At 45.6% G+C, this 20,656-nt stretch carries 22 protein-coding genes; 15 read left to right on the top strand and 7 right to left on the bottom strand.

Annotation, left to right across the window (positions count from 1 at the left end; genetic code table 11):
- The first annotated feature begins 20 nt into the window (after positions 1-20).
- From LAQ65_RS08755 to LAQ65_RS08700, 12 genes are all read left to right on the top strand, one after another.
- On the top strand, positions 21-1,112 hold the full coding sequence (locus tag LAQ65_RS08755; protein ID WP_224116575.1) for an Mrp/NBP35 family ATP-binding protein: 1,092 nt from the start codon (positions 21-23) through the stop codon (positions 1,110-1,112).
- A 17-nt stretch (positions 1,113-1,129) separates the two neighbouring features.
- Positions 1,130-1,765, top strand: a complete 636-nt coding sequence (locus LAQ65_RS08750; protein WP_224116574.1) for an FMN-binding negative transcriptional regulator — start codon at positions 1,130-1,132, stop codon at positions 1,763-1,765.
- A gap of 16 nt (positions 1,766-1,781) precedes the next feature.
- Complete coding sequence (locus LAQ65_RS08745; protein WP_224116573.1) at positions 1,782-2,690, top strand: glycerophosphodiester phosphodiesterase; 909 nt, start codon at positions 1,782-1,784, stop codon at positions 2,688-2,690.
- Positions 2,691-2,698: 8 nt separating this feature from the next.
- Positions 2,699-3,484, top strand: a complete 786-nt coding sequence (locus LAQ65_RS08740; RefSeq protein WP_224116572.1) for an SDR family oxidoreductase — start codon at positions 2,699-2,701, stop codon at positions 3,482-3,484.
- Positions 3,485-3,493: 9 nt separating this feature from the next.
- A complete protein-coding gene (gene kynU, locus LAQ65_RS08735) occupies positions 3,494-4,768 on the top strand; it encodes a kynureninase (RefSeq protein WP_224116571.1) in 1,275 nt (424 codons plus the stop codon).
- Entirely contained in the window at positions 4,765-5,571 is an 807-nt protein-coding gene (gene pyrF / locus LAQ65_RS08730; RefSeq protein WP_224116570.1) for an orotidine-5'-phosphate decarboxylase, read from the top strand. The genes kynU and pyrF overlap by 4 nt, the downstream gene beginning before the upstream one ends.
- A gap of 63 nt (positions 5,572-5,634) precedes the next feature.
- Positions 5,635-6,813, top strand: coding sequence for an acyl-CoA dehydrogenase family protein (locus LAQ65_RS08725; RefSeq protein ID WP_224116569.1), 1,179 nt, complete (start codon positions 5,635-5,637; stop codon positions 6,811-6,813).
- Between the two features lies 1 nt (position 6,814).
- A complete protein-coding gene (locus LAQ65_RS08720) occupies positions 6,815-7,321 on the top strand; it encodes a shikimate kinase (protein ID WP_224116568.1) in 507 nt (168 codons plus the stop codon).
- Positions 7,314-7,709, top strand: a complete 396-nt coding sequence (locus LAQ65_RS08715) for a DUF423 domain-containing protein (protein WP_224116567.1) — start codon at positions 7,314-7,316, stop codon at positions 7,707-7,709. The genes LAQ65_RS08720 and LAQ65_RS08715 overlap by 8 nt, the downstream gene beginning before the upstream one ends.
- 67 nt (positions 7,710-7,776) lie before the next feature.
- Positions 7,777-8,802, top strand: coding sequence for a sugar phosphate isomerase/epimerase family protein (locus LAQ65_RS08710; protein WP_224116566.1), 1,026 nt, complete (start codon positions 7,777-7,779; stop codon positions 8,800-8,802).
- Positions 8,803-9,373: 571 nt separating this feature from the next.
- Entirely contained in the window at positions 9,374-9,916 is a 543-nt protein-coding gene (locus LAQ65_RS08705) for a hypothetical protein (protein ID WP_224116565.1), read from the top strand.
- Between the two features lie 538 nt (positions 9,917-10,454).
- The gene (locus LAQ65_RS08700; RefSeq protein WP_224116564.1) at positions 10,455-10,709 is read left to right on the top strand and encodes a hypothetical protein; all 255 of its coding nucleotides are present in this window, start codon (positions 10,455-10,457) and stop codon (positions 10,707-10,709) included.
- Positions 10,710-11,635: 926 nt separating this feature from the next.
- On the opposite strand, the gene LAQ65_RS08695 is transcribed toward LAQ65_RS08700, so the two are convergent.
- The 4 genes from LAQ65_RS08695 to LAQ65_RS08680 all read right to left on the bottom strand — a co-directional run bounded on the left by LAQ65_RS08695 (position 11,636) and on the right by LAQ65_RS08680 (position 14,844).
- Positions 11,636-12,406 (bottom strand): slipin family protein, encoded by a 771-nt coding sequence (locus LAQ65_RS08695; protein WP_224116563.1) that lies wholly within the window; start codon positions 12,404-12,406, stop codon positions 11,636-11,638.
- Positions 12,407-12,421: 15 nt separating this feature from the next.
- Positions 12,422-13,696, bottom strand: a complete 1,275-nt coding sequence (locus LAQ65_RS08690; RefSeq protein ID WP_224116562.1) for an NfeD family protein — start codon at positions 13,694-13,696, stop codon at positions 12,422-12,424.
- Between the two features lie 308 nt (positions 13,697-14,004).
- A complete protein-coding gene (locus LAQ65_RS08685; protein ID WP_224116561.1) occupies positions 14,005-14,172 on the bottom strand; it encodes a hypothetical protein in 168 nt (55 codons plus the stop codon).
- A gap of 429 nt (positions 14,173-14,601) precedes the next feature.
- Positions 14,602-14,844: a hypothetical protein gene (locus LAQ65_RS08680; RefSeq protein ID WP_224116560.1), complete on the bottom strand. Its 243-nt coding sequence runs from the start codon at positions 14,842-14,844 to the stop codon at positions 14,602-14,604.
- A gap of 159 nt (positions 14,845-15,003) precedes the next feature.
- Here LAQ65_RS08680 and LAQ65_RS08675 point away from each other — a divergent pair, with 159 nt between their 5' ends.
- Genes LAQ65_RS08675 through LAQ65_RS08665 form a run of 3 tightly spaced genes read left to right on the top strand, consistent with a single transcriptional unit; the run spans position 15,004 to position 18,413 of the window.
- Positions 15,004-16,263 carry a hypothetical protein gene (locus LAQ65_RS08675; protein ID WP_224116559.1) on the top strand — a complete coding sequence of 420 codons (1,260 nt, stop codon included), beginning with the start codon at positions 15,004-15,006 and terminating at the stop codon, positions 16,261-16,263.
- A 31-nt stretch (positions 16,264-16,294) separates the two neighbouring features.
- Positions 16,295-17,416, top strand: coding sequence for an acyltransferase family protein (locus LAQ65_RS08670; protein ID WP_224116558.1), 1,122 nt, complete (start codon positions 16,295-16,297; stop codon positions 17,414-17,416).
- 43 nt (positions 17,417-17,459) lie between these two features.
- The gene (locus LAQ65_RS08665; RefSeq protein ID WP_224116557.1) at positions 17,460-18,413 is read left to right on the top strand and encodes a D-2-hydroxyacid dehydrogenase; all 954 of its coding nucleotides are present in this window, start codon (positions 17,460-17,462) and stop codon (positions 18,411-18,413) included.
- Positions 18,414-18,439: 26 nt separating this feature from the next.
- On the opposite strand, the gene LAQ65_RS08660 is transcribed toward LAQ65_RS08665, so the two are convergent.
- The 3 genes from LAQ65_RS08660 to LAQ65_RS08650 form a co-directional block, all read right to left on the bottom strand.
- Entirely contained in the window at positions 18,440-19,486 is a 1,047-nt protein-coding gene (locus LAQ65_RS08660) for a zinc-dependent alcohol dehydrogenase family protein (RefSeq protein ID WP_224116556.1), read from the bottom strand.
- Positions 19,487-19,632: 146 nt separating this feature from the next.
- The gene (locus tag LAQ65_RS08655) at positions 19,633-20,262 is read right to left on the bottom strand and encodes an MgtC/SapB family protein (RefSeq protein ID WP_224116555.1); all 630 of its coding nucleotides are present in this window, start codon (positions 20,260-20,262) and stop codon (positions 19,633-19,635) included.
- Positions 20,263-20,291: 29 nt separating this feature from the next.
- A complete protein-coding gene (locus tag LAQ65_RS08650) occupies positions 20,292-20,654 on the bottom strand; it encodes a hypothetical protein (protein WP_224116554.1) in 363 nt (120 codons plus the stop codon).
- Positions 20,655-20,656: the final 2 nt, after the last annotated feature.

The following is a 20,656-nucleotide window of genomic DNA, read 5'->3' as shown; positions in this document are numbered from 1 at the left end:
ACCTACCAACAACAAATATAATGACGCAAGACCAAATATTACAGGCACTTAGCAATGTCCAGGAACCAGATCTGGGTAGTGATATCGTAACCCTTAAAATGGTTAAAGACCTTGCCATTGATGGCAATGCGGTGAGTTTCACTATCGTGTTGACCACACCAGCCTGTCCCATGAAAGACCTGATGAAGAATGCCTCTATCAACGCCATTAAGTTATTGGTGAACAAGGAAGCAGCAGTGACCGTGAATTTTACAGCGAATACAAGTTCCGTAAGGAAGGATAATGGTGCTGTATTACCCAATGTTAAAAATATTATCGCAGTGGTGAGTGGAAAGGGTGGTGTGGGAAAAAGTACCGTTGCTGCGAACCTGGCCCTTGCCCTTGCACAGGGTGGCGCATCAGTTGGACTGATGGATGCTGATATCTACGGTCCAAGTGTGCCCATTATGTTTGGGGTTCGTGGCGAAAGGCCTAAAATGCTGAATTCAGGTGAAAAGGGACTGATCGTGCCGATTGAAAAATATGGTATCAAACTGATGAGTATCGGCTTGCTGGTGGATGAGAAAAATGCCGTCGTTTGGCGCGGGCCAATGGCCAGCAGCGCTATCCGCCAGTTTATTACCGATGTGTTCTGGGGTGAACTGGACTACCTGGTTATTGATATGCCACCAGGGACAGGTGATATCCACCTCACCATTATGCAAACGGTACCGGTAACCGGGGTAGTGGTAGTTACCACGCCGCAGGATGTAGCGCTTGCTGATGCGAAGAAAGGCATTGCAATGTTTGGACAGGCGCAAATAAAAGTGCCTATTATCGGTATCGTGGAAAATATGAGCTATTTCACTCCGGCTGAATTACCCGATAACAAATACTACATCTTCGGGAAAGACGGTGGGAAGCGGCTTGCTGAAGAATATGATATCCCCTTCCTCGGACAAATTCCCCTGGTGCAATCTATCCGCGAAGGCGGTGATAAAGGGTCGCCGATTATGGTCAGCGATGACCTGGTGTCAAGGAAGGCTTTTGAAGGCTTCGCCGGCCTGGCTGCAAGGAGTATCGCTATGCGCAATGCCAATATGGCCCCTACAAAAGTGGTAGAGGTTGTATAGCCTAATACCTTCACAATATGTATGATGTAAAACATTTTAAAGCAGTTGATGAAGGTGAAGTGCTGCGCTTTATGTACGCGCATCCGTTTGTAATTATTTGCGGGACTAACGAGTCGGGCTTGCCCGTTGCTACCCATATACCCATCCTGCTGGAAGAAAGGGCAGGGAAATTAATCCTGCTGGGACATGTGATGAGAAAGCAGGAGCATACCCGGGCTTTTGAAACCCATCCCGATGTGCTGGTGATTTTTTCCGGCGCCCACAGCTACGTGAGCGCCAGCTGGTACACCGACCCGAAAATGGCCAGCACCTGGAACTACCAGGCTGTTCATGCCCGGGGTCAGCTAAGGTTCCTGGATGACAATGGTTTATACGATTTACTCACCCGCCTGACCCGCCACTTTGAAGGCAGGGATGATTCCCCTTCCCTTGTAAGCAAAATGAGCGATGAGTATATGCAAAACACCATGAAGGCCATCGTGGCTTTTGAAGTGGAAGTAACTGAGTTGTCGCATATTTTCAAACTCAGCCAGAACCGTAATGAGGAGAGTTACCACAATGTTGTAGCGGAATTACAGCAGGGGGACGCGGAAAGCAGGACTGTCGCTGATATTATGCAAAACCGGGGCGATAAATTATTTGGGCGCGGGTAACCGTAAATTGTAAACCATGCGTGGAAAATACTGGTGCTTTAGTTTATCAATGATCATGGCCTGCGCTGCTTCATCACATATGAAAGCCCCCAGGGCTGTAGCTGCTTTCGACATAGAGGGCCATCGGGGCTGCCGTGGCCTGATGCCGGAGAATACCATCCCGGCGATGATCAAAGCGCTGGACATTGGCGTTACCACCCTCGAAATGGATGCGGCAATTACCGCAGACCGGAAAGTGATCCTGTCACATGACCCTTATTTTAACCATGATATCAGCACCGCGCCGAACGGGACTTTTGTTACTTCAGCTGATGAAAAAAGCCTCAGTATTTTCCAGATGACCTATGCGCAGACCCAGCAATATGATGTGGGTAAACGCAAACACCCGGGGTTTCCGCAACAAAGCAACCTGCCTGCCACAAAACCATTGCTCTCTGACGTAATTGACAGCGCTGATGCCTATGCGAAATTGAAGGGCAGGCCATTGCCTTTTTACAATATTGAAACGAAAACACAACCATCCACGGATGGTATCTTGCACCCGGGGCCGGAGGAGTTTGTGCAGCTATTGATGGACGTTATCAACAACAAAATGATCAAGGACCGGGTGATCATCCAGTCCTTTGATTTCCGCACCCTGAAAATCGTTCACGAAAAATACCCAGGTATCCGCACTGCTGCACTGGTGGGCGGCGGGCCCCTGCATTCCCTGCAGCATGAACTCGATAACCTTGGTTTTGTACCCGATATATATAGTCCGTACACAGGTTTGGTGAACCAGCAGCTGGTTGATGATTGCCACGCCAAAAAAATGAAAGTCATACCATGGACAGCCAATGATACGGCAACAATTGCCAGGTTAAAATCTTTGGGTGTTGATGGCATAATTTCCGATTACCCAAACCTGTTAATTAACAAGCCTTAATTTATTTTATGGACATATCCCTTAAAGGCAAATCAGCATTGGTTTGCGGCAGCACACAAGGCATCGGGAAAGCCATTGCAACAGAGCTGGCTTTGCTCGGGGCAGAATGCATATTGCTGGCAAGAAGTGAAACGCAATTGCAGGCGGTGGTAAAAGGATTGCCTGCAACGGACGGGCAAACGCATAGTTATGCGGTTGCTGATTTCAGTGAACCAATGCAGGTGCATAAAGCAGTGGAAGGGATTGCTGCTGAAAAGCGTGTACATATCCTCGTGAATAATACCGGCGGGCCGGCAGCCGGGCCTGTTTTTGCTGCTGGTGCAGCAGATTTTGAAGCGGCATTCCGGCAGCACCTCGTGGTGAACCACCTGCTCGTACAAACCCTTGTGCCTGGAATGAAGGCAGCAGGCTACGGCCGGGTCATTAATATCATTTCCACTTCGGTTAAAATCCCTTTGCAAAACCTTGGCGTATCCAATACCATCCGCGGGGCTGTTGCCTCCTGGGCCAAGACCTTGTCTAATGAACTGGCAGGATTTGGTATCACCGTAAATAATATATTGCCCGGTTTTACCAGTACCGCCCGGCTGGAATCCCTTGCTGCGGCAATCGCTGCGAAAAAAGGTATTTCCCTGCAGGAGCAAAGCGCAGCTATGGCAGCAGAAATCCCGGCAAAAAGGTTTGGAACTCCTGCTGAAATTGCTGCTGTCGCGGCTTTCCTCGCCAGCCCTGCAGCTTCCTATGTGAATGGCACAAGTATCCCTGTTGATGGTGGCAGGACCGGTTCGATTTAAACTCATGTTATGCAAAACAGCTTAGCCTATGCGCAACAGTTAGATCGCGAAGATCCCTTGCAGCAATTCCGGCAGGAGTTCATCATTCCCGTTCATAACGGGCAGGAACAAATCTATTTCCTGGGTAATTCCCTGGGCCTGCAACCTAAAAGGACGGCGCGCTATATTGACCAGGTTTTACAGCAATGGGCGACCTATGGCGTTGAAAGTTTTTTCCTGGGTGATGATCCATGGATGCACTACCACGACCACCTGGTGAAACCTCTTGCCAATATTGTTGGTGCGAAACCAGAAGAAGTGGTGGTGATGAACCAGCTCACCGTAAACCTTCACCTGATGATGGTTAGCTTTTATCACCCCGCCGGTAAAAGGCGTAAGATCATCTGTGAAGCGAAAGCTTTTCCCAGCGACCAGTACATGTTTGAAACGCATCTTAAATTCCTTGGCCTTGATCCTGGTGAAGTATTGATTGAGGTCGCCCCGCGCCCCGGAGAACACAATATCCGCCTGGATGATATCATCCATACGATCAGCAGTACGGGCGATGAACTGGCCCTGGTGTTATGGGGCGGATTGAATTATTATACCGGGCAGGTTTTTGATATGTCCGCGATAACACATGCTGCACATGCTGTTGGCGCGAAATGCGGATTCGACCTGGCCCATGCTGCTGGAAATATTGCCCTGCACCTGCACAACTGGAACGTTGACTTCGCCTGCTGGTGCAGTTATAAATATTTGAATGCTGGTCCGGGTGCCATCGGCGCTGCCTATATCCATGAACGTTACCATACCGATCCAAACATCCGGAGATTTGCAGGCTGGTGGGGCTATGATAAGGCAACCCGCTTTGCCATGCAGAAAGGGTTTAAGCCCATTGCCAGCGCAGAAGGCTGGCAATTAAGTACGCCTTCGCCTATTTTGTATGCTGCGCACCGGGCATCACTCGAAATATTTGCTGAAGCTGGATTTGACCGTCTCAGGCAGAAGGGCCGCTTATTAAGTGCCTACCTGTTGTATTTGCTGGATGAGATCAATGCGCGGGCTTCAACTCCTATTATTGAGATCATCACACCGCGTGGCGATGAATCGCGGGGTTGCCAGGTTTCCATGCTGATGCACCAGAAAGGCCGCGAGGTATTTGAAGCACTCGGGAAGGCTGGCATCTTCGCCGACTGGCGCGAGCCCAATGTTATCCGGGTGGCTGCTGTCCCGCTCTACAACCGCTTTGAGGAAGTTTGGCGTTTTGCGGACAGTGTGCGACGAATTATCTTCGCGGTATGAATCGTCAACAGCTTGTAGAAGAGATCCGCCGCAAGAAGTCCTATCTCTGTGTTGGTTTAGATACCGACCTGTCCAAAATTCCCGTCCACCTGCAATCAAGGCCCGATGCAATAGTTGCTTTCAATAAGGCCATTATTGACGCTACACTGGAGCACTGCGTGAGTTATAAGATCAATACCGCATTTTATGAAGCCATGGGCCGCAAGGGCTGGGAGGCCATGGAAGAAACCGTTCACTATATTCCTTCTACCCACCTTCGGATTGCCGACGCCAAAAGGGGCGATATCGGCAATACCAGCACCCAATATGCTAAAGCATTTTTTGAAGCGATGCCATTTGATGCCATCACCGTGGCGCCATATATGGGATCTGATAGCGTGCAGCCATTTTTGGAATATACCGACAAGTGGACCATCGTACTGGGACTTACATCCAACAAAGGCGCGGCTGATTTTGAGCGCCAGAAAATGGGGGATGAATACCTATACGAAAAAGTATTGCGCACCGTTGCATCATGGGGTAATCCATCTAACCTGATGTTTGTGGTGGGGGCTACCCAGGCCGATGCGTTTTTGAATATCCGGCAGATTTTACCCGATCATTTTTTCCTGGTACCCGGAGTGGGTGCACAGGGGGGCAGCCTGCAGGAGATTTCACAAAAAGCAATGAATGCCGATTGCGGCATTTTGGTAAATGCCAGCCGTGCGGTTATCTATGCTTCCGGAAACGGGGATTTTGCCACCGCAGCCGGCGCCATTGCAGCGCAGTACCAGCATGAAATGGCGCAATACCTGCCGCAGTAATTTATCTATTCCATATCTGCAGAGTAGATTAGCTTTGTTGCCTAATATTAAATACCGTTTGCCATGGCCAGGGACCAATTTCAATCGCCCGATTATGTGAACCTCGACGAGTTGCTGACTGAAGAACACCTGATGGTTCGCGATGCAGTCCGCAATTATGTGAAGCAGGAAATTTCCCCTATCATCGAAGACTATGCGCAGCGCGCAGAATTCCCGCAGCAGATCGTTAAGCAACTCGGCGACCTGGGTTGTTTTGGCCCGACTGTCCCGACTGAATATGGCGGCGGCGGACTGGATTATATCTCCTATGGACTCATGATGCAGGAACTCGAAAGGGGCGATAGTGGTGTGCGTTCAACAGCATCAGTGCAAGGTTCACTGGTGATGTTTCCCATCTATGAATATGGCAGCGAAGAGCAACGCCGCAAATTCCTGCCGAAACTGGCGAGCGGGGAGTGGCTGGGCTGTTTTGGATTAACTGAACCCAATCATGGCAGTGATCCATCCAGCATGCTCACCAATATTAAGGATGCGGGTGACCACGTGATTCTGAACGGTGCAAAAATGTGGATCAGCAACGCACCATATGCGCAGGTCGCTGTGGTATGGGCAAAAGATGAAGCCGGTGATGTGCGCGGATTAATTGTAGAGCGGGGCATGGAAGGATTTACCACACCCACCACGCATGGTAAATGGAGCTTAAGGGCATCAGCGACTGGTGAGCTGGTATTCGATAATGTAAAAGTCCCCAAAGAAAATATATTCCCCAAAGTGAAAGGATTGAAAGGTCCTTTAGGTTGTTTGACCAAGGCGCGTTTTGGTATAGCCTGGGGTACGATCGGTGCGGCAATGGATTGCTATGATGTGGCCCTTCGTTATTCAAAAGAAAGGGTGCAGTTTGGCCGGCCCATTGGTGGCTTCCAGTTGCAGCAGAAAAAGCTGGCGGAAATGGTTACAGAAATCACCAAGGCGCAATTGCTGAACTGGCGTGTGGCGGTATTAATGAACCAGGGCAAGGCAACACCGGCGCAGGTGAGCATGGCCAAAAGAAATGGCTGTGAAGTAGCACAGAATATTTGTCGCGATGCGCGCCAGATGTTGGGCGGCATGGGCATTACCGGCGAGTACCCGGTGATGCGGCATATGATGAATATAGAAAGTGTGATCACTTATGAAGGCACCCACGATATTCACTTACTGATCACCGGTATGGACGTGACCGGCTTTAATGCTTTTAAATAAAATGCGCATATACCTCATAGGATTCATGGGCAGTGGAAAGTCGCACTGGGGCCATTTGTTATCGGAACGGATGACCTATCCTTTTTTTGACCTGGATGATGTGATCGTACAACAGGAAGGAAAGGCAATTACAGAAATATTCACTGAACTGGGCGAGGAAGAATTCCGCAGGATGGAAAAAGAAGTGTTGGAGCGGTTAACAGAAACGCATCCCGATATGATTTTGTCATGCGGTGGTGGTACGCCCTGTTTCTTCGGCAATATTGATTACATGAAAGAGCACGGTAAAGTGATCTGGTTGAATACCTCAATCGATACACTGGTGGCCCGGTTGATGAAAGAAAAAAGTCACCGCCCCCTGTTGCGTGATATTCCCGATGCAGAATTGAAAGCGGTCATCATAAAGAGATTATATGACCGTAAATTATATTACGAGCAGGCACATTTGTCACTACCGGAGGAAACACTAACATTGGAACAATTACAATCAGCTATAGAAAATGGGTAAATCAATATTGGCTTCCGCCGCTTTATTAGGTGCACTGGCAGTGGCTTTAGGCGCATTCGGCGCGCATGGCCTCAAACAGATAGTACCACCGGAAACAGTCGCTGTTTTCGAAACCGGGGTGCGCTATCATTTTTTGCATGTCTTTGCTTTACTGGCCACAGGGTTGATTTCCATGCACCTTAACAGTCCCTTGTTCCGTCGTGCCGCGCAATGTTTTTTTGTCGGCATTTTATTGTTCAGCGGATCACTATACCTGATGACCTATTTGAAAACTACGGATTCGGTTGGACTAGGTGGCATTGGGATTATCACACCAATTGGTGGCTTGTTCCTGATTGCCGGATGGTTGTTGTTGTTCTGGGGCATTCGAAAAGCAAACCAGCAATAGCAAGCCGATAAGTTTCTCTTTATTTAATTATATTACAAGCATAAATTCATTTTTGAAAAACAGCCATATGCCAGTAAACATCAAGAAGGACAGTAATCAATCGCGCCGTGAATTTTTAGTAAAAGGATCATTAGCTTCCGTTGGCTTATTGATGGCCGGTTCCTCTGCATGGGCAACCCCATTTTTCTTCCAGGGAAAACCGGATTCTAAGTTTTTCGGGGTGCAAATCGGTGTGATAACCTATTCGTTCCGGAGTATGCCTGGTAATGTGCAACAGATCCTGAAATATGTTACAGAAAGCGGCATTAGTGCCATTGAACTGATGGGCGATGCTGTGGAAGAATACGCAGGCAAACCTGTTAATACGGTTAAATTGCCGCCAAGGGTACCAGGCCAGGATCAGCAATTAACAGATGAGCAGAAGGCGCAGCTGGCTGCTTATGAAAAACAGGTGGCAGACTGGCGTGCCACCGTTTCAATGGATAAGTTTGCAGAAATAAAGAAGATGTATAACAATGCAGGCGTTAGTATTTATGCATTTAAACCCAATGCATTGCGGGATAATAATACGGATGCGGAAATTGAATATGCGCTGAAAGTAGCAAAGACATTAGGCGCTAAATCCGTTACCGTTGAATTACCCGAGGACCCTGCACATTCCAAACGCCTCGGGAACCTTGCGGCAAAACACAAGGTCTACATTGGTTACCATGCGCATACACAAGCCACCGATACTGCTTGGGATGTGGCTTTAGGCCAGTCGCCGTACAATTCGATGAACCTCGACTGCGGCCACTATATTGCCGCCGGCGGTAATAATACAAAAGAGACCCTGTTGGCATTAATTACAGCAAAACATGATCGCATTACCTCCATGCATATCAAGGATCGCAGGACAGAAAGCCATGGTGGTGACAATATGCCCTGGGGCCAGGGTGATACGCCCATTAAAGAAATCCTCAATTTACTGAAGGCCAAAAAATACGCAATTCCTGCCACCATTGAACTGGAGTATGATATCCCTGCAGGCTCTGATGCTGTGAAGGAAACACATAAATGCCTGGAATATGCAAAGAAAGCATTGGGCGCATAAATACCAATCTTTCATTTGAGGCATTTACAGTGTTGATTCCAGGATTGTCCGGTTACCGGGCAGGTCCGGCACGTCTATTTTAATGTGCGTGCCGGTTTCTTTTTGGGGCGGCCGGTCCGGATTCCAGCAAGGATCTGTATTCGGCAGAGGGGTGTATGTCGTCAGAAGAAAGTGGACTTTTTGCTAGTGAGTATATCTCTTGTTTAGGGTAATAGATTTTTTTAGTTTTTCAGTAGCCTACAAGGCCCATCTCATCCTCATGTACTGGGTCTTTATTCTTTTACGCCGCCGCAGAATTTGTTCTTGTCTTCCAAAATAAAAGTCAGCCGGGATAAGTTTGTTGAGCGATTCATAATAGCGCTTGTGATTGTAATAATTTACAAATTTGACAATGGCTTCAATCAATTCTTCCGGACAGTAGTAGTTGTCAAGGTATAATACAAAAACTTAAAAAGTATCAACCTGATGAATTAGGCCCCAATTTAGAAAGATTAGGAGGAACACCATACAGATATAATCCTTCTATTATTAAATTTAATTTCATCAATCCAGGATACAAACCTCAGCAATTATGAAAAAATTGATATTAGTTATGGTTGCTTTAATTGCGATAGCTTTAGTAACTGCTATTGCTATTGACAGTAAATTGTACTACTATGGTAAAAATGCCTGGAACATTCATGAAAAATTACCTTTAAAAATAACACCAAATTATTTAGGTTACGGTAAAGGAAATTCAGGATTTGCATTAATGGATGAAGATGAAATGACTCTAATTGCACGTGGGAATAAGTACTGGAGTTCAGGCATTGAAGTAAATGAAATAATAAAATATGGCTTCAATAAACAAAAGTTAGTAGCATTGGTAAATGATTCCTTAGGGAACTTTTTTTATATTGAGTGTTCCAAAAATAATGCTCATTCTAAACAAGATATAAAAATTGCAGTATTAGAGAAAAGCGCTTTTTTGAATAGCGAAAAGATCAAATGGATAGATGTTAAAAATGCACCAACCTATGCAATGGAAATAACAAGAAACTATCTACTAATTTTTTCGATAATAATATTTCTTATAGTAGCTTATTTTATTTTAGTCAGAAAAAAGCATATCTGATTAATCTGCCAAGTCAGCCAGCGGCATTTTCAATTAAAGTTCTCACTTCTAACACCAATGTTTTATTAGTTAGACGTCTTAAACAGATTATCAATTTTACAGTAAGCATTCGGCCAACAACACCTAGGTCTTAAATTACCCTTCCAATAATTTTGCTGGAAAATTATTACCATGCGTTCATCTACTCAGCAAAACATGTTTGACTTTATCAGACATTACTGGCGTAATATTTTTTTACCGATGCCACTGTAGGTTTGCTGTAAGAAGGTTTTGGCGCATTTGTCGGCAAAAAAGGCCTTGACTCAGGCAACTTTCTTTCTCAAATTGTGTGCTATAGCCAGCAATCCGGTTTCTACTGCGTCATCGCCAACCTTTTAAAAACGGGCCAAGACCTCTCTGTGGTACAGGTTTTTGCGGCGCATAAATACCCTTCGGCTACAAAGCGGTACCGGCACCGTGAAGTGGAGACCCTGGCCGCCGCTGTGCATAAATACTACTCATTTGGATAGACATTTTTAAAAAACTAAATTTGAACCAAATGGAAGTTATTATGGGCGCCGTAAAACTGATTGATGAAGAAATCACCCAATATCTGCAGCACCTAAATGCTAAGCAAAAGCAGGCAGTTTTGGGTGTGGTAAAGACTTTTGCAGCCGAGCAGCAGGACTGGTGGGATGAAATCAGTAAAGAGCAGCAGGATGCCATAGATGCATCGCTGGCAGAAATGAAAGCTGGAAAACTCATACCGCACGACGAGGTGATGAAAAAATACCGGAAATGGTTGAAGAAATAGTCCGGGAAATTGTCTGGACGCCGAGGGCCGCCCATAGTTTTAACCAAATCCTTGTGTATCTGCAAAAGGAATGGTCATCAAAAGAGGTGGAGCAATTTATAGCGACCACTACGCTGTTTTAGCAAAGTTGAAACGTTATCCGGAAATGTGCCGTCCGTCGGGCAAAAGGAAAAATGTTCGCATCGCGATCCTCAACAAACACACTCAACTGATCTACCATTTCAAACCGCACAAAAACCAGGTAGAGGTTTTATTGTTCTGGAATTTTAAACAGAATCCTGCAGACTTAAAATATTGATCCCAAGTCGGCAAAATTACCCCCCCCCGCATGTTTGTGCGCATTCACCGATCCTGCCTCTTTTCTATTGCGCACATCAGTTTTTATAGGGATGGTATTGTTCACCTGGGTGATTTTAAAATCCCTGGAAATCCTTAACCGGTTCATACCCTAAGCGCCTGCCCGCCCGGCTTACCGGGTGGAAATGCCTCTGTAACCAGCGCTTAATGATTCCGGTTATGCCAGATTGACGGCTAATGGCCTGGCTGTTTTCCTGGCAAATTGCGGTAGTTTGATGAGTGTTTTTAAGGACCACTTAAGGACCAGTTAAGGACCACATGAAGACCATGTGAAAATTCCCCCAAAAGCACTCCCGCTACCCGCAAAAATCAGTAAATCCAATTTTTGTAAAACGTAAAAACTGACAAAATGTCTAAAGCAAATGATAACCTGATCACTCGTAACCTGAGTGGCTCGTTTGGAAAAAAGGTCGTCTTTCATAACCGGGGCCAGGCGTTCTAAAATAACCGCTAAACCCTTGAGGGTCCGGTTGATATTCAGTAAAGCGTATCTTTTTCTTTATTGCAACAACTTGCTTTGGGCCTGCCTGATTGATAAGTGGCCGATGCATACGCAAACCACTGCAACATTACCCTTTGTCGCTATTGTGCAAAAAAGGTTTCAACAGGTCAATGGGAACTGGAAATATGGTTGTCGAATTATTTTCAGTAGCGATCTCCCTTAAAGTCTGCAGGTAGCGTAATGTCAGTGCACTGGGTTGGTCTGCCAATATCTTGGCAGCATCTGCCAGGCGTTGTGAGGCCTGGAACTCTCCTTCGGCTGCAATCACTTTACTTCTGCGTTCCCTTTCCGCCTCTGCCTGTTTGGCCATGGCCCTTTGCATTTCCTGGGGCAGATCGATCTGTTTCACTTCCACATTGGAAACTTTTACACCCCATGGCTCAGTATTGGAATCTATTATTTGCTGCAGCTTGTGGTTAATTTTTTCACGTTGGGAGAGGAGGTCATCCAGCTCAGATTGCCCCAAAACACTTCGCAAGGTTGTTTGGGAAAGCTGTGATGTAGCCACCAGGAAATTTTCAACCCCGATAATTGCTTTTTGAGGCTCAATTACGCGGAAATATACTACAGCATTAACTTTAATGGAAACATTATCCTGGGTAATAACATCCTGTGTTGGCACGTCCATTACTACTGTGCGCAAACTCACTCTTACCATCTTATCAATGACCGGGATAAGAAAGATCAGTCCGGGCCCTCTTACCCCATTATTTCCCACTAAACGTCCCAGGCGGAAAACCACGGCCCGTTCATATTCACGAAGAATACGGATAGCACTTGAAAGAATCATGATCGCAAAAAAGATGAAAACGATGGCGAAAACCGGAAACTGTTGCATATTTTATATTTAGGGTTAATTGGCTGTTTTTTCAACATATAATTTCAGGTTTCTCATATCCTTCACGAGAACTTTTTCTCCTTTGCTGATGTTTCCTGCTATGGCTTCAGCATTCCAGACTTCTCCCCGTAACATTATTGTGCCCGCAGGGTCAAGTGTATCCAGCGACACCCCGGTTGCGCCAATCATTGCTTCGATTCCAGTTACAGCTTTCCTTCTTTGTGCGTTTAACCCCATCCCAATCACATACAAAAAAAACAGGGACGTAATTATAGTGGACGAAATGATAACGCCCATCGAAATTTTTACAAACTCTAATGATGAATTGCTTTTGATTAACATCATGGATCCCAACAGTAGTGAAATAACCGCGCCAATGGCCAGTAATCCGTGACTTACTATTTTGAGCTCAAGCAAAAAAAGGACAAGCGCAAAAATGATCAGGGCTATACCTGCATAATTGATGGGCAGGGTCTGCATCGAATAAAAAGCGATAATGATGGCTATAACTCCAATAATGCCGGGCAGGATGGCACCGGGATTGTATAATTCAAACAGGAGTCCAAAAAGCCCCAGCATCAGTATAATGTAGGTGATATTGGGGTCACTGAGGATGTTCAGCAACTTTTCTGTAAAACTCATTTCGTACAGTGTTACCCTTGCATTTTTTGTATGAAGGGTCACGGATGAAGCACCAAGCTCAACCTGTTTGCCATCAACCTGGTTTAACAGGTCTTGTTCATTAACAGCAATAAGGTCTATAACATTATTTTTCACTGCTTCTTTTTCTGTGATGGAAACACTTTGTCGAACAGCATCTTCAGCCCACTGCATATTCCGGTTTCGCTTTTCTGCGATTGTCCGTATAAATGCTGCTGCGTCATTTGTTCCTTTTTCATTCATAATTGAATCGGTTGCCTGGTACAAACTGACAGGATGGGCTGCACCAATATTTGTTCCAGGAGCCATCACGGCGATATTGGCGGCCATGGTGAGGAAGACCCCCGCTGAACCTGCATGTGCGCCACCTGGTGATACATACACGATTACAGGCACAGGAGCCTCCAGCATACTGCTGACTATAATTCGCGTTGATTGAAGTAAACCACCAGGTGTATTTAGGTGAATAACCAGGCATTCAGCCTTATCATAATATGCCTTCCGGATGCCTTCATGAATATAATCAGCGGTTACGGGATTGATGGAGCCGTTAATGTTTATAGAGATGACTGTTTGCGCAGGAAGTGCAAATGGAATGAAAAAGATACAATATAGTAGAATACGCTTCACGGTATACCGATTGGTAAAATGAAGCACTTGTTTGTTTGCCAATAAATGCCTGCTGTAAGTTACAATTCCTTTTTTGAAGAACCTATATTTGGTTAACCCGGTAATGCTGGATTGTTATGAAGAATAAATTGATTCAATATTTTCCCGGTTTTATTTTCCGAATTCATTAAATCTTACGAAAAACCCAGATTAAATATTTATGACACTCAACTGTTGTCTTAAACAGATCATCAATATAAAATCGAATATCCTGAAGTAAACTTATTGATCCCAGGGGTTAATAATATTGATCGCTTATTTTGGCAAAGTCAGAAGTATTGCGGCTCAGTAAATTTAAATCTTAAACGAGGCAGGTTGCCGTCTGCGGCATAGGTCTCAACCAGTTCATTGACCACGCGGAAATCATCCCTGGCGCGGATGGTGAGGATATTGCCAACAACCAGAAAATTTAATCGCCATTGATTGAGGCGGTGCATGATGGATACAAAATTTCCAAAAGAGAAAAAACGGGAGCGAAATCGGAAAATCCAGGCGCTTTTTCTTTTTGATGCAGCGGCTTTTTTTTAAGCCGCTTTGTTTTTTGGGGATAGTGAAATGCAGATTATTACATGATCAATGCAGATTATTACCATCTTTTGCCAGATTGTTAAAAAAACTTGGTGGCTAATTTTCGGGGAGGTATAGTTATGCAAAATTTTTAATGAAAAACGACTATGTACTATTTAATGAAAAAAGCACGCAGCACAGAATTAATATGAGGTATTCTTCAACACCGCAAATAGGGAACGATCCATTCAGATAGGTAACCATTGGGTAAGAGCCGGGATAGTGCCGGGATAGTGCCGGGATAGTGCCTGGAATTTGCCTAAAAACTGATAACAAAGCGCCGCAATAAGCCTGCAGACCTACGCAAAACCTAGTAGAAAGTGCCTGAAAAGTGCTAAAAAACCAAGGCAAAACTGCGCCAACTGCAACACTATACCTGCGCCAACGACAAGTTTTTTGTCATCAAATGGTCGCTTTATTTCCGCTTTTCCCGGATTCCCGGTTGCCGATTTTTTAAGCCAATTCCTGACATGAAAACTAATCCAGATGGTAAAAACCAATCTAAATTTCCTTGTAAAACCGTTCTTGATTGTTCTGGCCATTCTGCATGGTTTTCATAGGTTTGGAAAATTGATGATGAAATCGGGCAAATCCGGAAAGGCGGAAGGCGGAATTACCGTATTTCCGGATGGCTCTTTTAATAGTATAACCAGGCCTGTTATGCGCTATTTTCCCTTAATATTGACCTATATTTCACGGAGATGAATACACTAAAAAATAATCTTCCTGCCGTATTATTAGCCGGCATGGCATTGGGAACCGCCTGGGCAATCCGGGGGTCATTCGGGCATGAATATGGCGCTGCATGGGCTGGTGGTATCGGGGCCCTGGGCGTTATCCTGGTGGCAAAGCGCGCAGACTGGTACAACCGGTTTTTAGCGGCAACCATGGCAGCCGCGGCAGGATGGGGCATAGGCGGTATTATCAGTTATGGCATGGTCGTGGGCTATGGCCGTGGCAATTATTTCGGGAATGTATTTTACGGCCTGGCTATGTTGCTGGTCATCGGCGGACTCTTCGGCTGGATCGGCGGCGGTTTATTCGGACTGGCTTTATCTGACCGCCCGGGCAACAAAGTGCAATGGCATACGCTGATCGTGGAAATGATCTGTGGTGGTTTGCTTTTTTACTATTTCCTGATCAGCGAATTCGAATGGCTGATGACACCGCCGAGGGGCGAAGAATGGGCTGCCTGCCTGGGGATGTCCTTCGCACTTACCTGGTACCTGTTCCGGAACAAACACCATGCACCTATCCGCGTGGCGGTTTTCTCCGCCCTCGGTGCCGGATTTGGTTTTGCCTTCGGCAATTTCCTGCAGGTGATGGGCGATTCTGCCGGGCTCCATTCTGTCAATCTCTGGAATGTAATGGAGTATTCCATCGGGTTTTTTGGTGGCTGCGGTATGGCTTACGGCACTTTCTCAGCTGATTGGGAACAGCCTGCCCCGGTTAGTGCAAAACAGCAGGGATTCTTGCCTGTTGTTTTTATTACACTGATCATCCCGTTTATTCTCTGGGACAAATCTTTCAACGGACGGCAACCTGAAACCAGTATTGGTTTCGCCAGCATTAAACAATGGGTTGCACTTGGCGGGGTATTTTTATTTTCCGGGTTCTTTATTAAGAAATTTTACGATGAAAAGCGTTCATCAGCGGCATATGGTTTCAACAATGTTTTTGTTTTCTTCATCGCGAGCCTGGGTCTATATACCATTTTTCATTTCCTGAATTCGGATGTTTTAACAAATGGACTAAGCCTGGAACAATGGCTGTACCTGCTTAACCTGGCTGTTTTGCTATTTTTCCTGCCTAAAGTTAAAGCTGCATTTACCGGGAAAGGACTCCAGCCCGGAAACTGGGTTGGGTTGTTGTTTATCCTGCTTGTTATCCTCGCAGTTTTGGCAGTGATTGCCATCCATTCCCATGGCAGTCTACCGGGGATGCAAAAGCGCTTTTCCTGAGGACAACCAAATGTCAAAATAGAAATTTTACATGCAATCAACTACATCCACCAATCAATCGCAAAGACTTGTATCCATTGATGCACTTCGTGGTTTCGATATGCTGATGATCTGTGGCCTTGGCGCATTTATTGAATCGCTGGAAGGGAAGACTGCTATGCCCTGGGTGGATGCTATTGCCGCACAGTTTCACCATACAGCATGGAATGGTTTTACTTTCTATGATTTTATTTTTCCGCTTTTCCTTTTTATTGCGGGTGTATCGATTCCTTTTTCATTGAATGCCGCACTGGCAAAAGGCCTGCCCAAAGCGGATTTGTACAGGAAGGCATTCAAAAGGATGTTGATTTTAATCGCTTTGGGGATACTGGAAAAAAATACACCCTTCCCGTTTTTTGACTGGCCGCATGTACGCCTCGGTGGGGTATTACAGCGCATCGCTATTGCCGGCTTTGTGACCACAGTATTGTACCTGAATTTTAAGACAAAGGCACGGATGCTATGGGCAGCGGGCATATTATTGTTTTATTATGCTGCGATGTTCCTGATTCCAGTGCCGGGTTATGGTGCCGGTGATCTTTCTTTTGAAGGTAACCTGCATGGCTATATCGACCGCACCATACTGCCAGGCCGTTTATTGCAGGGTACATTCGATGAGAACGGCTTGTTTACACAATTACCGGCATTATGCCTGGCGATAATGGGCAGCATTGCCGGCGATGTATTAAGCGAGCCAGGAATTGCTGCCTATAGCAAACTGAAAAACTTGCTCCTGTTTGGCGTTATATGTATCGGCATTGGCCTGGTATGGAACCTGCATTTCCCTATTAACAAAAGACTCTGGAGCAGTTCATTCATCATGTTAACGGGTGGGATGTCTTTCCTGCTCCTGTCTTTATTTTATTGGGTGATTGATATTTTACAATTTAAAAAATGGGCTTTCTTTTTTGTGGTGATCGGTATGAACAGCATCACCATTTACCTGGCCTATCATTTTATAGATTTTGGGTTTACCTCGAAGTTGCTGTTTGAAGGCTTGTATGTGAATAGTCCGGAGGCCTGGCACCTGGTGTTCCAGAGCCTGGGTGCGTTGGTACTGGTTTGGGTTTTCCTGTATATATTGTACCGGAAAAAGATCTTTGTGAAAATATAACCTGAAATTAAATTGTTCATTTTTCGAAATACCTGTATACCAGATGAAAATAGTTTTCCTTGATGCCCATACCCTGAATGCAGTAAATGATCTTTCTTTTGCTGCACTGCAAGCCCTTGGTAATTTGCAGTTGTATCCATTTACTACTGTTGCCGAAGAAGCCGCCAGGGTAGTTGATGCCGATATCCTGATCGTGAATAAACATAAGGTCACGGCAAGCCTGCTCAGCCATGCCAAAACCCTGAAATATATTGTTGTGGCCGCAACAGGTTATAACAATATCGACCTGGCAGCTACCGCTGCACGTGGCATTCCGGTGAGTAATGTTAGGGCCTATTCAACGGAGGGCGTAGCCCAGTATGTGATGGCCGCCATGCTGGCCCACTACCACAAACTGGCTCACTATTTCCAGGAAACATCCAAAGGAAGGTGGCAGCAACAAAAGGATTTTTGTTTTTATGACCACTCCATCCAAAACCTTTCTGCAAAGACGCTGGGGATTATAGGATTCGGCACTATCGGCAAAAGGGTGGCAAGCCTGGCACATGCTTTTGGCATGCGGGTGCTCGCCCATACTGCCTATCCCATTCCAGGTGATTATTCTTATACACAGGCTGTGGCACTGGAAGAAATTTTCCGGCAGGCTGATGTCCTGACCCTGCATGCCCCGCTCAACAATACAACGAAAGAAATCATCAATGCTGCGAGTCTTGCCAGTATGAAACAGGATGCGTTACTGATCAATACAGGCAGGGGCGGACTTATTCATGAATCCTCCCTGGCGGCACACCTGCGGGCCCATCCGGCTTTTACTGCGATAGTTGATGTGTTATCTGCAGAGCCGCCGGCTGATGACCTGTTGACCAGCCTGCCCAACTGCCATGTAACGCCCCACCTGGCCTGGGCATCACAGCAATCGCGGATTCAACTGCTGGATGGGATCGTTAAACTGATCAGGAGTTTCCAGCAGGGAACCGTGCAGAATGTAGTAGCCTGAGTAAATCTTTACTCCGGGGTAAATCATTATGGCTCTATGATAACCTTCATCGCCTTTTCTTTTGATGCATTACCAAATACCTCGTAAGCATGAAGGATATCTTTCAGTTTAAAATGATGGGTGATTAATTTTTTAGGATCAATTCTCCCGGATGTAACTGTTTTTAACAACATCGGCGTAGTATTGGTATTGACCAGTCCGGTTGTTAAAGTAATATTCTGGATCCAGAGGTTTTGAATTTGCAGGTCCACGCTTTTGCCATGTACGCCAACGTTCGCAATATGTCCGCCTGGACGAATGATCTGCTGGCAAATATCGAAAGTTGCAGGCATGCCTACAGCTTCAATAGCTACATCCACGCCGTCTTTTGTTTCACCCATGATTTTCTTTACGGCATCTTCTTTTCCCGAATTGATGGTAACGGTTGCCCCGAATGTTTTAGCCACTTTCAGGCGGTTTTCATCCAGGTCGATCATAAAGATTTTTGCCGGTGAATAAAACTGTGAAGTCAGCAGTACGGACATACCGATTGGACCGGCACCAACAATAGCAATGGTGTCACCGGGCTTTACCTGTCCATTCTGCACACCAATCTCATGGCCGGTGGGCAATATGTCGCTTAGCATCACCAGGGCTTCTTCATCAGCTCCGGCGGGGATATGATGCAGGCTGTTATCTGCATGTGGGATGCGTACATATTCCGCCTGCGTACCATTGATTAAATGACCCAATATCCAGCCACCATCTTCGCAATGGGAATACATTTGTTTTTTGCAATACTCGCAGGTGCCATCGGATGTGATGCAGGAGATGATCACATGATCGCCTTTTTTAAAACTACGGACTGCCTGGCCCACTTCTTCAATTACACCTACGCCTTCATGGCCCAGTGTTGTGCCTGGTTTGCAACTTGGTGTTTTGCCATGCAGGATACCAAGGTCGGTGCCGCAGATAGTTGTTTTTAAGATTTTAACCAATGCATCTGTGGGCTTTTCAATAGCTGGTTTGGGTATTTCTTTCAGTTCTATTTTTCCGGGTCCGCCGTAAACGAGCCCTTTCATTGTTGTTCCCATTTTGTTAAGGTTTAATGTGAATGAGGTTGTGTGTTATTGGGTGCAATAACAACAATAGCCGGTTAGTAAAACCGGTATGCAATATATTGATGCAAGCAAACATATTATATGATATATAACATGTTTCAGAATGAATTTGGTCATTTTCAATACTCAAACCTTTCTACCAGTTCATCCACCATTATTGCGTCCGCAAATTTTTTGTGATTCTTTGCCCGGCCCTGGGCCTGCCAGGACATACTTAAGGCATTGCCTTCCTTATTTTCGTTGGCTAATTTGTATTTCAGGTTGAACTGTTGAAACAATTCTTCAAAATGCTGCTGCCTGTTGGGCGCAAATGTGCAACGAATATGGTAAGTTTTCGATTGGTTTAAGGTTTCGATTTTACTTTCAAAGCGAGGTAAGATTGTCAGGACAATTAATACCAACACACTGGCACAGGCGGAAGAAAAATAATAACCAGACCCAATTCCCATGCCCACTGCAGCTACCATCCAGATAGTCGCCGCAGTGGTAATACCGTTTATACGGTTCTCGCCCATGAAGATGACACCGGCGCCTAAAAAACCAATACCGGTTACAATGTTTGAGGCAATGCGGTCTGAACTGGTACCCGCACCTATCAGTACCGACATCATGGTGAAAAAGCAGGAGCCCATTGATATCATGATCATCGTCCGGAACCCCGCGGACTTGCTCCTGTATTCACGCTCTGCGCCAACCAATCCGCCCCATAAGGCTGCTAATAAAAACCGGGTTAATATTTCGTAATCCATAACTTATTGTTTAGGTATTTTCTATGACCTTAATCCTTATCTGCTATCCTGCACGGCACTTCAAGGTCTTCTGAAAGGTAATAGATGGTACACACACGATGGTACCCATCAGCTATAATTAATTTCCCGTCCCTTACCAGTAATACCGGCGATAACTTTTTGCCTTTCTTTACTTTTTGCATGTTTTCTTTCACATGGATATTGTCCCTGGGTAACAGCGGTAATTCACTGGCGCGAAGTATATCCTTTGCTTTTTTATTGACTGTTTTACTTTTTTCGAGGCGATTGACAATTTCTGCGGCAATGCTTACCGGAAACAATAATTCAAGGTAATCTAATGCAGCTGGAAAATCATGCTGCTCGGGTTCAGCCAACCAGATTTTCTTATTCATAG

Source organism: Flavihumibacter profundi, from assembly GCF_020076305.1.
GTDB lineage: Bacteria > Bacteroidota > Bacteroidia > Chitinophagales > Chitinophagaceae > Flavihumibacter > Flavihumibacter profundi.
Note: the sequence above shows the minus strand (reverse complement) of the source record. Positions and strands in the feature narration are given on the sequence as shown.

What these genes read in the sequence shown, in the direction of transcription:
- LAQ65_RS08755 (WP_224116575.1), top strand. Translation starts at nt 21, where the DNA reads ATGACGCAAGACCAAATATTACAGGCACTTAGCAATGTCCAGGAACCA.
- LAQ65_RS08750 (WP_224116574.1), top strand. Translation starts at nt 1,130, where the DNA reads ATGTATGATGTAAAACATTTTAAAGCAGTTGATGAAGGTGAAGTGCTG.
- LAQ65_RS08745 (WP_224116573.1), top strand. Translation starts at nt 1,782, where the DNA reads ATGCGTGGAAAATACTGGTGCTTTAGTTTATCAATGATCATGGCCTGC.
- LAQ65_RS08740 (WP_224116572.1), top strand. Translation starts at nt 2,699, where the DNA reads ATGGACATATCCCTTAAAGGCAAATCAGCATTGGTTTGCGGCAGCACA.
- kynU (WP_224116571.1), top strand. Translation starts at nt 3,494, where the DNA reads ATGCAAAACAGCTTAGCCTATGCGCAACAGTTAGATCGCGAAGATCCC.
- pyrF (WP_224116570.1), top strand. Translation starts at nt 4,765, where the DNA reads ATGAATCGTCAACAGCTTGTAGAAGAGATCCGCCGCAAGAAGTCCTAT.
- LAQ65_RS08725 (WP_224116569.1), top strand. Translation starts at nt 5,635, where the DNA reads ATGGCCAGGGACCAATTTCAATCGCCCGATTATGTGAACCTCGACGAG.
- LAQ65_RS08720 (WP_224116568.1), top strand. Translation starts at nt 6,815, where the DNA reads ATGCGCATATACCTCATAGGATTCATGGGCAGTGGAAAGTCGCACTGG.
- LAQ65_RS08715 (WP_224116567.1), top strand. Translation starts at nt 7,314, where the DNA reads ATGGGTAAATCAATATTGGCTTCCGCCGCTTTATTAGGTGCACTGGCA.
- LAQ65_RS08710 (WP_224116566.1), top strand. Translation starts at nt 7,777, where the DNA reads ATGCCAGTAAACATCAAGAAGGACAGTAATCAATCGCGCCGTGAATTT.
- LAQ65_RS08705 (WP_224116565.1), top strand. Translation starts at nt 9,374, where the DNA reads ATGAAAAAATTGATATTAGTTATGGTTGCTTTAATTGCGATAGCTTTA.
- LAQ65_RS08700 (WP_224116564.1), top strand. Translation starts at nt 10,455, where the DNA reads ATGGAAGTTATTATGGGCGCCGTAAAACTGATTGATGAAGAAATCACC.
- LAQ65_RS08695 (WP_224116563.1), bottom strand. Translation starts at nt 12,406, where the DNA reads ATGCAACAGTTTCCGGTTTTCGCCATCGTTTTCATCTTTTTTGCGATC.
- LAQ65_RS08685 (WP_224116561.1), bottom strand. Translation starts at nt 14,172, where the DNA reads ATGCACCGCCTCAATCAATGGCGATTAAATTTTCTGGTTGTTGGCAAT.
- LAQ65_RS08680 (WP_224116560.1), bottom strand. Translation starts at nt 14,844, where the DNA reads ATGGCCAGAACAATCAAGAACGGTTTTACAAGGAAATTTAGATTGGTT.
- LAQ65_RS08675 (WP_224116559.1), top strand. Translation starts at nt 15,004, where the DNA reads ATGAATACACTAAAAAATAATCTTCCTGCCGTATTATTAGCCGGCATG.
- LAQ65_RS08670 (WP_224116558.1), top strand. Translation starts at nt 16,295, where the DNA reads ATGCAATCAACTACATCCACCAATCAATCGCAAAGACTTGTATCCATT.
- LAQ65_RS08665 (WP_224116557.1), top strand. Translation starts at nt 17,460, where the DNA reads ATGAAAATAGTTTTCCTTGATGCCCATACCCTGAATGCAGTAAATGAT.
- LAQ65_RS08660 (WP_224116556.1), bottom strand. Translation starts at nt 19,486, where the DNA reads ATGGGAACAACAATGAAAGGGCTCGTTTACGGCGGACCCGGAAAAATA.
- LAQ65_RS08655 (WP_224116555.1), bottom strand. Translation starts at nt 20,262, where the DNA reads ATGGATTACGAAATATTAACCCGGTTTTTATTAGCAGCCTTATGGGGC.
- LAQ65_RS08650 (WP_224116554.1), bottom strand. Translation starts at nt 20,654, where the DNA reads ATGAATAAGAAAATCTGGTTGGCTGAACCCGAGCAGCATGATTTTCCA.